Origin of the sequence: Rhizobacter sp. (genome assembly GCF_035702065.1) — a bacterium.
Taxonomy (GTDB): Bacteria; Pseudomonadota; Gammaproteobacteria; order Burkholderiales; family Burkholderiaceae_C; genus Rhizobacter.
The window spans coordinates 1-12382 of sequence record NZ_DASSRA010000041.1 but is presented as its reverse complement, the minus strand read 5'-3'; the positions used below and the strand labels follow the sequence as shown (position 1 = coordinate 12382).

Here is a 12382-nt window from a genome sequence, read left to right as displayed (position 1 = left end):
CCAGGCTAGTAGAACGGACGCAGTGTGCATAGGGCGGCGTCTAACGAGATATGAACATCAACCAAATCGGCAGAGAGACATCCACCTCGCAAAGAACCACGCACCGCTCTCCCAGCCCTGAAAACAAAAAGCCCGCAGCCTTTCAGCCACGGGCTTTTCTGACAACACCTGATACCGCTCAGAACGGAATGTCGTCGTCCATGTCATCGAAGCCGGTCGACGACTTCGCTGCCGGCTTGCTGGCGGCCGGGCGTGCGGCCGGGGCGCTGCGTTCCTGGCGTTCGTTGCCGCCACCTTGACCACCACGGCTGTAGCCGCCACCGCCGCCGCCTTCGTCACCACCCCCGCCGCCGTCGCGGCCGCCGAGCAGCTGCATGTTGTCGGCCATGATCTCGGTGGTGTACTTCTCGATGCCGTCTTTGTCGGTCCACTTGCGGGTCTTGAGGCGGCCTTCGACGTAGACGGGGCGGCCCTTCTTCAGATATTCGCCGGCGATCTCGGCCAGGCGGTCGAAGAACACCACGCGGTGCCATTCGGTTTCTTCCATCTTCTCGCCGCTGTTCTTGTCTTTCCAGTTGCGCGAGGTGGCGATGGTGACGTTGCAGATGGCCGAGCCGTTGGGCGTGTAGCGCACCTCGGGGTCGCGCCCCAGGTTGCCGATGAGAATGACTTTGTTGATCGAGGCCATGGGGCGCTCCTGGGTAAAACGGGTGGGAATGGCCTCAATTATGCGGGCGGGGCGCTCTCCCGGCAGGCCCCTCGCAGGAATGCCCTCCCTAGGGTTGGTACCGGGGCGAAGCCAGTCGTGCGGTGCCGCACGCTCAGCCCTTCTCAGGGCTCGCCGTGCCAGTAGTCGAGGTCGTCCTTCTCCTGGTGCATGCGTGCAAAGCCGAAGGGGTCGCCACCGCGCGCGGCCGAGGCGAGGTACTTGCCGGAGTCGGGGTACTCGACGATCTCGGGGTTGTCCTTCGTGCTGATCGAGAGGTACTTCAGCGGCGCGGCCGAGGTGTTGATGATCTGGTGCGGGTAGTCGGGGCCGGGCGGGATGAAGATCACGTCGCCGCTGCGGATGGGCAGCATCTCGCCGGCCACGCGCAGCGTGCCCTCGCCTTCGAGCACGATGAACATCTCTTCCTGCGCGTAGTGGAAGTGGTAGGGGCACGAGCGCATGCCCGGTGCCACGGTGTCGATGCTCGCGCCGAGCTTCTGCGCTGCGGTGCCGGACGCGAGCCGCGCGCCGACCGAGTCGTACAGCGGCGCTCGCACGTCGTGGCGCAGCTCGGCCTCGTTGAAGTTGCGGATGAGTTGCTGGCGCAGGGCCTGCGCCTGGGGCGAGAGAGAGGTGCTCATGGACGCCTTTCGAATGAGGTGAGAACGGGTTGCAGGCGCGACGTCAATCCCTTGGTCCGCCTTTGTTGATGCAGCGCAGATGCGAACCCCGCGACGAAGAGGGGGCTTCCCCCGCGGCCGGCAGGCTCTTACATTCGCATGGTGCCACCGAGGCGCAATCGGCTCGACCAGGGGAGGCCACATGTACGGTCTGGTCAATCAAGCCATCGAAGACTTCGTCGTCCACAAGTTCGGCCACGAAGCCTGGCAGCGGGTTCGCGACGCCTCCGGCGTCTGCCCCGACATGTTCATCGCGATGGACAGCTACCCGGACGAGGTCACCGCCAAGCTGGTGGAAACGGCTTCGGGCCAGCTGGGCATGGACAGCGAGCAGATCCTGCGGGGCTTCGGCGAGTACTGGGTGCTTTACACCGCCCAGGCCGGCTATGGCGACATGATGGCCATGTTCGGCTCAGACCTGTCGTCCTTCCTGGCCAACCTGGACACCCTGCACAGCCACGTGGCGATGACCTTCCCCGGGCTGCGGCCGCCGTCGTTCACCGTCGAGCCGCTGGACGGTGGGCTGCGGCTGCACTACCGCAGCGAGCGCGCCGGCATGGCGCCGATGGTGATGGGACTGCTGCAGGGGCTGGCCCGGCGCTTCTCGCAGAACATCAGCGTGGAGCAGACGGCGCACAAGGGGCGGCAAGACCACGACGTCTTCGAGGTTCGTTTCGTCTGAGCCGGTCACCGGCCGCTGCCATGCCCAGCCCGACCTGGAACCTGACGCCGCCGCAGTTCGCGGCGGCCTTCCCGTTTCACCTGGTGCTCGACCAGCAGCTGTGCCTGCTGCAATGGGGTGCCACGCTGCAGCGCGTGATCCCTGCGCTGCGCGAGGGGGCGCCGCTGTCGCAGCACTTCAGCATCACGCGGCCCATGCTGGCCACGCTGGACTTCGCCACGCTGCGCCAGCACGAACGCTCGCTCTTCGTGCTGCAAGACCGCAGCGGCCGCCTGTGCCTGCGCGGCGAGCTGGTGGCGCAGGACGGGCACTTGTTCTTCCTGGGCTCGCCCTGGGTGTCCAAGCTGGCTTCGCTGTCGGACCTGGGGCTGTCGCTGAATGACTTTGCCGTGCACGACCCGGTGCTGGACCTGCTGTTCCTGCTGCAGACCAAGGACAAGGCCCTGGCCGACGCGCAGCAGCTCGCGCAGCGGCTGAGGGAGCAGAAAGACAGCCTGCGCGCCGCAACCCTGGCCACCGAGGTGGCCGAGCAGGCCAACCGGACCAAGAGCGAGTTCCTGGCGGTGATGAGCCACGAGATCCGCACGCCGCTCAATGGCGTGCTGGGCATGCTCGCGCACCTGCAGGGCGGCGAGCTCTCGGCCGAGCAGCGCGAATGCGCGCAGACCGCGGCCAAGTGCGGCAGCGCGCTGCTGGGCATCATCAACGACATCCTCGACTTCTCCAAGGTCGAGGCCGGCAAGCTGGAGCTGGAGTGCATCGACTTCGACCTGCGCGAGCTGATGGGCGAGCTGGCCCAGAGCTTTCGCTACCAGGCCGAGTCGCGCGGGCTGTCGCTGCAGGTGGCGGTGGATGACGAGGTGCCCGAAGCCCTGCAGGGCGACCCAGGCCGCCTGCGCCAGATCCTGGCCAACTACCTCACCAACGCCATCAAGTTCACGACCACCGGGGGCATCACCCTGCGGGTGCGGCAGGACGGGGCCACGCAGGCGTTCGAGGTTGAAGACACGGGCATCGGCATCGCCCGCGCCCAGCACGCAGCGGTGTTCGAGATGTTCACCCAGGCCGATGTCTCCACCACCCGCCGCTACAGCGGCACCGGCCTGGGCCTGGCCATCTGCAAGAAGCTGGCGCAGCTGATGGGCGGCACGGTGGGCCTGCGCAGCGAGCCCGGCCGCGGCAGCACCTTCTGGCTGCACGTGTCGCTGCCCACCGGCCGGCACCCCGCCAACAACGTGCCGCAGCTGCCGGAGCGCTTTCGCGGCCACGTGCTGCTGGGCGAAGACAACGAGGTCAACCAGCTGGTGGCCAAGCTGCACCTCAACGCCCTGGGGCTCAGTGTGGACGTGGTCGACAACGGCGCCGACGCCGTGCGCGCCGCCGCGCAAGGGCGCTACGACCTGGCGCTGATCGACCTGCGCATGCCCGGCATGGACGGCCTGGAGACCTGCCAGACCATCCGCGCGCAGGAGCCGCCGGGCCAGCGCCTGCCCATCGTCATCTGGACCGCCAGCATGCTGGGCGTGGACCACAGCCGCATCGCCAGCTCGGGCGCCGACGGCGTGCTGGGCAAGCCCTTCGAGCGCGCCGCGCTGCAGCAGACCTTGTCCACCTACCTGGCGAGCGCCGGCCCGGCCAGCACCAACACCCCACAGCAGGAGGCGCCATGACCAAGCCCGAGCCGACCCAGCAGCCGCAGGCCCAGCACCTGTATGACCAGACCGCCTCGCGCTGGTCACGCCAGCAACCCAGTTCGCTGTCGGACTACACCGCGCGGCCACGGGTGATGGAGCTGTGCGCGCCGGTGGCCGGCCTGCGCGTGCTGGATCTCGGCTGCGGCGAGGGCTACGTGAGCCGCATGCTGCGCCAGGCCGGCGCGGCCTCGGTGCTCGGGCTGGACGTGTCGCCGCGCATGATCGACCTGGCGCGCCAGGCCGAAGCCGCGCAGCCACTGGGCATCCGCTACGACACCGCCGACGCGGCGCAGCTCGACAGCGCAGCCGGCCCGTTCGACCTGGTGGTGGCCGTGTTCCTGTTCAATTACCTGGATGTGGACGCCATGCGCCAGACCATGACCCGCGTGCGCCAGGCGCTCGTGCCGGGTGGGCGCTTCATCTTCACCGTGCCGCACCCGGCCTTTGCGTTCATGCGAGCGCCAACTCCGCCCTTTTATTTTGAGGTCGGTTCTGCCGGCTATTTCACGGATCGGAACACCATCTTCCCCGGGAAGATCTGGAAGCGCGACGGAACGCCCCTCGAGGTGCAACTGGTGCACAAGACCTTCGGAGACTACTTCCAGGCCTTGCGGGCAGCCGGCTTCGAGACGATGCCCGAGGTGGAAGAGCTTTCAGTCACCTCGTCGATGGTGGAACTGGACCCGGTCTTTTTTGGGCCGTTGTTCAACTACCCCCTGCACATGGCCGTTCGGATCGCTTCGTAGCTGAAAGCGATCTGCAACCCGTGTGCTGGTGTCATGAAATCACTTCAATCCGAACTCTCCCAACTCCCTTCCCTCCACCCTGCCCTGGTGCCTGCGGCCACGCCGCAGGCCTTCAAGGCGCAAGCCAAAGCCCACCCGCTGTGGCACCACCCCTTCGTCGAACGCTGCCGCACCGGCACCTTGAGCCTGGCCGAGGTGCGCGTGCTGGCGGCGCAGATGTACAAGTTCTGCCACGCCTTCCCGCGCTTCCTGGCCACCGCCCTGGCCAGCTGTGACGATGACGCCGCGCGCCAGGTGATCGGCGAGAACCTGTGGGACGAGCTGGGCGAGGGCCGCCCCGAAGACGCGCACCCGGCCCTCTTTCGCCGCTTCACCCGCGCGCTGGGCTACACCGACGAGCAGCTGCACGACGTGCCGGCCCTGCCGCAGACACAGGCGCTGATCGACACCTACCTCGGCATGAGCCAGCGCTTCGGCCTGGCCGGCATCCTGGGCGCGCTGTGCTACGCCTCCGAAGGCATCGTGGCGGCGCTGTACACGCACATCCAGCACGGCCTGCGCCAGGCCCTCACGCTCGATGACGACGCGCTGATGTTCTTCACCGTGCACATCCACATCGACGACGGCCACGCCGACCAGCTCGAAGCGGTGCTGCACCCCATGCTGAAAGTGCCCTTCCACGCCCTGGCCATCGAGCAGGCGTTGCAGGAGGCAATGGACGCGCGCTGCCGCTTCTTCGACGGCGTGATGGCCGCGGCCCAACAGGCCACCGCATGAGCTCCGCCCACCCTCCCGCCTGGCTGGAGGGCTTGTTCGCAGTGATCCCCACGCCCATGCGCGCCGGTGGTGCCGTCGACCTCGACGGCCTGGCGCGCGTGGTCGACCACTACCTGGCCCACGGCGCGCGCGGCGTCGTGCCGGCCAGCATCGCCGGCGAAGGCCACTTGCTGAGCACCGAGGAGCAGCGCGCCGTGCTCGACTGCGTGGTGCGCCACTGCGCCGGCCGCGCCCCGGTGCTGCTGGGGGTGCTGGGCGAGAGCGTGGCCGAGGCCGCCGAACTGGCGCGCGCCGCCATGGGCCAGGGCGCGAGCGGCCTGCTGCTCAAGCCGCCGCACGGGCCCGAGGCGCAGGTGCTGGATCACATCGGCATGGTGGCGCAAGCCGCGCCGGTGCCGCTGGTGCTGATCGACCACCCACGCTTCGGCGCTTCGCCCTCGCCCGCGCTGCTGCACACGCTGACGCAGCAGCTGCCGCAGGTGTGCGGCGTCAAGCTCGAAGCCGAACCCACGCCCGCCAAGATGGCCGCGGTGCGCGCGCTGCTGGGGCCGCGCCTGCGCATCTTCGGCGGGCTGGGCGCGCTGCACGGGCTCGATGAACTGACCCACGGGGCCGACGGCTTCTTCACCGGCCACCCGCAGCCGCAGCACCTGGTGGAGCTGATCCACTGCTTTCGCGCCGGCGACGCGGCCGGTGCACGCGCCGCCTACGCCGCCCTGCTGCCCGTCGCCGAATGGGAGCGCGACCACCCGCAGGCGATGGTGGCCAGCCGCAAGACCCACCTGCGCGCGCTGGGGGTGATCGACGAGGCCTTCACGCGGCTGCCGCGTCCGCCGGAAGGGGGATGACACCGGCGAGGACAAGCGGCTCCCGTACCATCGCAGCTCCGCGCCACCCCTGTCCACCGCTTCCGTGACTCCCGCCCCCGACCGCCAGCCGCTGGCCATTCTTCAGCAGGTCTTCGGCTACCCCGCCTTCCGCGGCCAGCAGCAAGCCATCATCGAGCAGGTGACGAAGGGCGGCGACGCGCTGGTGCTCATGCCCACCGGCGGCGGCAAGAGCCTGTGCTACCAGGTGCCGGCGATCGCGCGGCACCGCGCGGGCCAGGGCGTGGCCGTGGTGGTGAGCCCGCTGATCGCGCTGATGCACGACCAGGTGGGCGCGCTCGAAGAGGCAGGCGTGCACGCCTCCTTCCTCAATTCCACGCTCACGCTGGAAGAGACGCAGAAGATCGAGCGCGAGATGATGAGCGGCCGCCTGGTGCTGCTCTACGCCGCCCCGGAGCGCGTGACCACTCCACGCTTCCTGGCGCAGCTCGATTCGCTGCACGAACGCGGGCTGCTGAGCCTCTTCGCCATCGACGAGGCGCATTGCGTGAGCCAGTGGGGCCACGACTTCCGCGAGGACTACCTGCAGCTCAACGTGCTGCACGAGCGCTACGCCGAGGTGCCGCGCATCGCACTCACCGCCACGGCCGACGACCTCACGCGCGCCGACATCATCGAGCGGCTGCAGCTGCAGGAGGCGCGCGTCTTCATCAGCAGCTTCGACCGGCCGAACATCCGCTACTGCATCGTCGAGAAGGACAACGCGCGCACGCAGCTGCTGCGCTTCCTGAACGACGAGCACGAGGGCGATGCCGGCGTCGTGTACTGCCAGTCGCGCAAGAAGGTCGAAGAGACCGCCGACTGGCTCAGGAGCGAAGGCATCAACGCCCTGCCCTACCACGCCGGGCTCGACGCCGACGTGCGCCGCCGCCACCAGGACAAGTTCCTGCGCGAAGAGGGCCTGGTGATGGTGGCCACCATCGCCTTCGGCATGGGCATCGACAAGCCCGACGTGCGTTTCGTGGCCCACCTCGACCTGCCCAAGAACATCGAGAGCTACTACCAGGAGACCGGCCGCGCCGGCCGCGACGGCCTGCCCGCCGATGCCTGGATGGCCTACGGCCTGGCCGACGTGGTGAACCAGCGCCGCATGATCGACGAGAGCCCGGCCGGCGAGGAGTTCAAGCGCGCGCAGATCGGCAAGCTCAACGCGCTGCTGGCGCTGGCCGAGGCGCACGACTGCCGGCGCGTGCGGCTGCTGAAGTACTTCGGCGAGGAGAGCTCGCCCTGCGGCAACTGCGACAACTGCCTCAACCCGCCGGCCACCTGGGACGCCACCGAGGCGGCACGCAAGGCGCTCAGCTGCATCTACCGCTTCCACCAGAACGGCGGCCAGCGCTTCGGCGCGGCGCACCTGATCGACGTGTTGCGCGGCAAGGCCACCGACAAGGTGAACCAGTACCGGCACCAGTCGCTTTCCACCTTCGGCATCGGCGCCGACGTGAGCGAGGCGCAGTGGCGCACCGTGCTGCGCCAGCTGATCGCGCTGGGCCACCTTCGCACCGAGGGCGAGTACCAGACGCTGGAGCTCACATCCAGTGCCCGCGAGGTGCTGCGCGGCGGCGTGACCTTGCTGCTGCGCGTGCCCAGCGACACCCCCAAGCGCGGCAGAGGCAGCAGCAAGACCACGCGCGGCAAGGACAAGCCGCCACCCATCGCGCTCGACGACCAAGGCACCGAGCGCTTCGCCGCCCTCAAGGCCTGGCGCGCCGAGGTGGCCAAGGAGCACGGCCTACCGGCCTACGTGATCTTTCACGACGCCACGCTGGCCGAGATGGCACGCAGCCAACCCAGCTCGCTCGACGACCTGGGCCAGATCAGCGGCGTGGGCGCGAAGAAGCTCGAAGCCTATGGCAGAGAGATCCTCAGGGTGCTCGAAAGCTGAGCGCTTTCACAGAGCGAGCGCAGCAAGCGACTCATCAAGCAACGCCCGCGGACCCGGCTCTGCCGGGCCGCCGGGTGGCGCCCCCCGGGGGCAGTAGCGAAGCGACTGGGGGGCCTAAGTCACCCCGAGAAGCTGCGGTAGGTGGACATCAGCCGCGCGTAGGCCGACATCACGCGCTCGAAGCACTTGGGATCGCGCTTCACGTGAGCGTCGTACAGGAAGCCGGTGAGCAGCGAGAAGATCTCGAACACCAACTGCTCGGGATCGCTGTCGGGGCGGATCTGGCCGCGGTCGAGCGCCTGCTTGACGGTGCGCTCCAGCGTCTGGCGCCAGGCCATCATGCCGTTGACGAGGCGGGTGCGCAGGGCATCGGGGTGGGCGTCGGGGTCGTTGTCGAAGGTGTTGACCGCGTAGTGCGACGCGATCAGCGCCGTGAGTTCGTTGCCGTGGTGCACCCAGCGGTGCACGATGGCATTGAGCCGCGGCAGGCCCGCCGGCTCGGAAAGCGTGGGCATGAAGACGGTGAGGGCGAAGATGCGCTCGTATTCGTCGAGCACCAGGATCTGCAGGCTCTCCAGTGAACCGACCCGCACGAACACACCACTCTTGCTGATGCCCAGCTTCTGGGCGATCGAGTTGAGCGTCAGCTTCTGCAGGCCCTGGTTGACCGCGATGTCCATGCCCGCCGCCACGATGGCAGCCAGCGTTTGCTCGCTCTTCTCACGTTTCCTGACCATCGCGGCGCTCGCTGCTCATGCTCATATCAATAGTGCTGCTCAGTATACGGACGCACGTCCAGGAAACTTCCCCCCAAAGGGACGGGAAGCGCGCGACAAACGGCGCCGTGAGTTATGACCGGCAGAACGTGATCGCAGTGCAACAACGCCGTCTCCACCAGCGCGTGTGCAGCAGTTCACGGCCAGGCCTTGCGAAGCTGTTGCTGTCTGCAACCCGACGCGCTGTACACGGCCACCACGGCGCCCGGTGGCTCCCACAGAACGCCAACTGGATCACGCACAAAGCTTTACGCCCCCTCACTGCACGCATCCACCCAATTCTGAGAATCCGGGCCTTCTGTTTGAACACCAGCGAGACATTCTTTTGCAGCCCGACCTCAGCCGAAACACCTTCCCACTTTCTTTCTCTCTTCTTTCGCGCACCAGCGCAGCACTGGCCCTCCTCGCCGCCTTGGCGGCCTGCGGCGGCGGCAGCGGCGATGCCACCGAAGACACCCCCATCGACACCACCCCGGCACCGGCCCACGCCACCGAAGCCGAAGCCGCCGCGGCCACCACCCCCACGACCACGTCCCGCATCAAGTGGCGCGGTCTCAGCCTGGCCGCCGCCGAGTTCGCCCCGGGGACGCTGCCCGGCACCTACGGCCGCACCTACATCTACCCGAGCGTGAACTCGATCGATTACTTCCAGGCCAAGGGCATGAACTTCGTGCGCCTGCCCTTCCTGTGGGAACGCCTGCAGCCCACGCTGAACGGCGCGTTCGACGCCGCCGAGTTGTCGCGCCTGAAGGCCTTCGTCGACGGCGCCACCGCCAAGGGCATCACGGTGCTGATCGACCCGCACAACTACGCGCGCTACCGCTCGCAGGTGATCGGCTCGGCGGGCGTGCCCTACGCCGCCTTCGGCGACTTCTGGTCGCGCCTGTCCAGCGTGTTCAAGAGCAATCCGCGTGTGCTGTTCGGGTTGATGAACGAGCCCTACAACATGGCCACCGAGAACTGGGTGAGCGCGGCCAACGAAGCCATCCGCCGCATCCGTGCCACCGGCGCCACCAACACCATTGCGGTGCCGGGCAACGGCTATTCGGGCGCGCACAGCTGGTCGTCCAACTGGTACGGCACGCCCAACGCGCAGGCCATGCTGCAGGTGGTGGACAGCGGCAACAACATGGTGATCGAGGTGCACCAGTACCTCGACGCCAACAGCTCCGGCACCTCGCCCACCTGCACCAGCAGCACCGTTGGCGCGCAGCGCCTGACGGCCTTCACGGCCTGGCTGCGCGCCAACGGCAGGCGCGGCCTGCTGGGCGAGTTCGCCGGTGCCAACAACGACACCTGCAAGCAGGCACTGTCCGGCATGCTGGCCTACATGGAGGCCAACGCCGACGTCTGGAGCGGCTGGGCCTACTGGGCCGGCGGGCCGTGGTGGGGCAGCGAGATGTTCAACATCGAACCCGCCGCCGGCGTCGACAAGCCGCAGATGGCGGTGCTGCAGCCCTACCTCTGACGATCAACTCCGCTTGAGCCTCGCCAGCTCATCGCTGACGAGGCGCACCACCAGCTTGTCGAGCGTCTGCACGGAGTACTGCTTCACGTCGTGCAAGGTCTTGTCGCCTGGCCCGCTGCCGGGGTTGGCGGCGTCGCGGTAGGTGAGGAAGACGAAGCGCCCGGCGGTGTACTGCGCCATCTGGCGGTAGATGTACTCGCCGACCGGGTCGAGGCCGCTCGCGCCCACCGCAAAGAGCTTGATGCCCTTGGCGAGCGCAGCCTGCATGTCGCGGTCGTACTGCGGGCAGTCGCCGGGCCGCCCCAAGACCGCCCGCTGCCCCCGCGGGGGGCTGACACCGTAGGTGTCGGGGGCTGCCGTGCAACCGCCGTAGTCGAGGTGCGGCGGCGCATCCGCCACCAGCACCACCATGCGCGCCGCCTGGGTGCGCCAGCTCAAGCCGTGCACCACCTCGTGCAGGGCCTCGTTCAGCGCCTCGGGCGTGTCGCCGCCGCCATGCGCCTGCACGTTGGCGAGCTGCTGCTGGAAGGCGCCCAGGTCGTCGGTGAAGTCGTGCGTGCGGGTGATGAACGCATCGCCGCGGTCGCGGTAGGCCACGAGGCCGTAGCAGATGTCGGGCTGGCCGGGCAGCTGCGAGATCTGCTGTGCCATCGCGCGCATCGAGGCCTTGAGCTTGGCGATCTCGTCGCCCATGGAGCCGGTGGCGTCGATCAGGAAGACGAGATCCAACCGCACCGGCGCGTTGTTGGCCACGCCCAGGCGCACCTGCACGGCATTGGCCTGCCCGCGCGTCAGCAGCGCGCGGCTTTGCACGCCGTTCTTGCGCACCGCCACGCCCAGCGTGCGCTCGCCGTTCAGTTCCGGTGAGAGGAAGGCGCGCGGATGCAGCCACACGCGACCCGCGGTGTCGGTGCGCGCCCAGGCCACCGGCTGCGCGATGCCGGGGCGCTGCACCGCGACCTCGGCGTCGTGCACGGGGCGGCCTTGCGCGTCGGTCACTTCGAGCAGGTAGCGCTCGCTGATGTCGCGCTCGCGCACCGGCAGTTGGCCGGTGCGCTGGCGGTAGGCCAGGTACTCGCCGAAGTCGGCGTTGTCGTCGACCATGCCGGCGGTGACGGTCTCGCGCGGCGGGCGCGGTGGGGCGTCGGGTTGCGGCTTGGGGGCCGAGCGTGCGGCGTCGGCCATGGCGGGCGCTTCGGCAACCGGGGCGGCCAGCGGCGCGGCGCCGGCCGCTTCGCTGCGCGCCGACGCGCCCGGCAGCACCTTGCGCGAGAGCATCTCTGCCTCACCCCGGCGCCGCCCGTCGGCCTGCTCGCGCCCGCCACCTGGCACCTCGCGCGTGCTCGGCAGGCGGTGGCAGTGCGTGGCCGAGGGCGCCTCGAAGGCGGGGGGCGTGAAGTCGACGGCGGCGTTCGGCGGCGCGTCTTGCCAGGCCGGCGGCCAGGTGTCGCGCTCACCCGCCGTGGCGGAGCAGGCGGAAAGCAGCAGGCTGATGAGCAGGGCCGGCAGTGTGGACCGTGGTGGGGCGATCGGCATGGCAGTCTCCAAAGTGAATGAGTGACCTGCACTGACACGCAGCACCGCATGCAATGGGGTGAAAAGAAAATTCGCCGCAGCTTCACCCCGTTTCCCACCCTGGCACGTAGCACCACGGAGTGAGGCAGACTTCCCACCCCATGAGTGCAGCGCCCGAACCCACCGACGACGAGCTGATGGCCGCCTACGCGCGCGGCGATGCCGCCGCGTTCGAGCGCCTGTACACGCGCCACCAGGCCGGGCTGTACCGCTTCATCCGCCGACTGCTGGGCAGCACGCTGACCGCGCAGACCGACGAGGTGTTCCAGGACACCTGGCTCAAGGTCGTCAACGCGCGAGCGCAATGGCAGCCGCAGGGCGCGAGCTTTCGCACCTGGCTCTTCACGCTGGCCAACCACCGTGTGATCGACATCTGGCGGCGCAGCGGGCGCGAGGTCTCGCTGGCCACCGACGACGACACCGCCGCTCCGTGGGAGCCCGAGTCGGGCGCCGCCTGGCAACAATGGCCCGCCCCGGCGCCGCAGGGCGAAGACATCGCCTTC

The 12382-nt window shown here is 68.8% G+C and carries 12 protein-coding genes; 8 read left to right on the top strand and 4 right to left on the bottom strand.

The features are described from left to right. Positions 1–178: 178 nt before the first annotated feature. Both ssb and VFL64_RS01775 read right to left on the bottom strand, forming a co-directional pair. The gene (gene ssb / locus VFL64_RS01780; RefSeq protein WP_489538662.1) at positions 179–688 is read right to left on the bottom strand and encodes a single-stranded DNA-binding protein; all 510 of its coding nucleotides are present in this window, start codon (positions 686–688) and stop codon (positions 179–181) included. A 143-nt stretch (positions 689–831) separates the two neighbouring features. Next, positions 832–1350 carry a cupin domain-containing protein gene (locus VFL64_RS01775; RefSeq protein ID WP_489538661.1) on the bottom strand — a complete coding sequence of 173 codons (519 nt, stop codon included), beginning with the start codon at positions 1348–1350 and terminating at the stop codon, positions 832–834. A 181-nt stretch (positions 1351–1531) separates the two neighbouring features. Here VFL64_RS01775 and VFL64_RS01770 point away from each other — a divergent pair, with 181 nt between their 5' ends. From VFL64_RS01770 to recQ, 6 genes are all read left to right on the top strand, one after another. Continuing rightward, a complete protein-coding gene (locus VFL64_RS01770; RefSeq protein ID WP_489538660.1) occupies positions 1532–2071 on the top strand; it encodes a heme NO-binding domain-containing protein in 540 nt (179 codons plus the stop codon). Between the two features lie 20 nt (positions 2072–2091). Continuing rightward, complete coding sequence (locus VFL64_RS01765; RefSeq protein WP_489538659.1) at positions 2092–3741, top strand: ATP-binding protein; 1650 nt, start codon at positions 2092–2094, stop codon at positions 3739–3741. Beyond that, on the top strand, positions 3738–4511 hold the full coding sequence (locus VFL64_RS01760; RefSeq protein ID WP_489538658.1) for a class I SAM-dependent methyltransferase: 774 nt from the start codon (positions 3738–3740) through the stop codon (positions 4509–4511). Before VFL64_RS01765 ends, VFL64_RS01760 begins: the two co-directional genes overlap by 4 nt. Before the next feature lie 33 nt (positions 4512–4544). Then, positions 4545–5288, top strand: a complete 744-nt coding sequence (locus VFL64_RS01755) for an iron-containing redox enzyme family protein (RefSeq protein ID WP_489538657.1) — start codon at positions 4545–4547, stop codon at positions 5286–5288. Beyond that, positions 5285–6136, top strand: coding sequence for a dihydrodipicolinate synthase family protein (locus tag VFL64_RS01750; protein WP_489538656.1), 852 nt, complete (start codon positions 5285–5287; stop codon positions 6134–6136). Before VFL64_RS01755 ends, VFL64_RS01750 begins: the two co-directional genes overlap by 4 nt. A gap of 64 nt (positions 6137–6200) precedes the next feature. Beyond that, positions 6201–8060, top strand: a complete 1860-nt coding sequence (gene recQ / locus VFL64_RS01745) for a DNA helicase RecQ (protein WP_489538655.1) — start codon at positions 6201–6203, stop codon at positions 8058–8060. A gap of 119 nt (positions 8061–8179) precedes the next feature. Here recQ and VFL64_RS01740 read toward each other — a convergent pair whose 3' ends face one another. Beyond that, entirely contained in the window at positions 8180–8797 is a 618-nt protein-coding gene (locus VFL64_RS01740) for a TetR/AcrR family transcriptional regulator (protein WP_489538654.1), read from the bottom strand. Between the two features lie 364 nt (positions 8798–9161). Between VFL64_RS01740 and VFL64_RS01735 the strand changes: the two genes are divergently transcribed. Continuing rightward, complete coding sequence (locus tag VFL64_RS01735) at positions 9162–10304, top strand: glycoside hydrolase family 5 protein (protein WP_489538653.1); 1143 nt, start codon at positions 9162–9164, stop codon at positions 10302–10304. A gap of 3 nt (positions 10305–10307) precedes the next feature. Here VFL64_RS01735 and VFL64_RS01730 read toward each other — a convergent pair whose 3' ends face one another. Further along, positions 10308–11840, bottom strand: coding sequence for a VWA domain-containing protein (locus tag VFL64_RS01730; protein WP_489538652.1), 1533 nt, complete (start codon positions 11838–11840; stop codon positions 10308–10310). Between the two features lie 140 nt (positions 11841–11980). Here VFL64_RS01730 and VFL64_RS01725 point away from each other — a divergent pair. Further along, a partial coding sequence (locus VFL64_RS01725) for a sigma-70 family RNA polymerase sigma factor (protein ID WP_489538651.1) occupies positions 11981–12382 on the top strand: 402 nt, incomplete at its 3' end.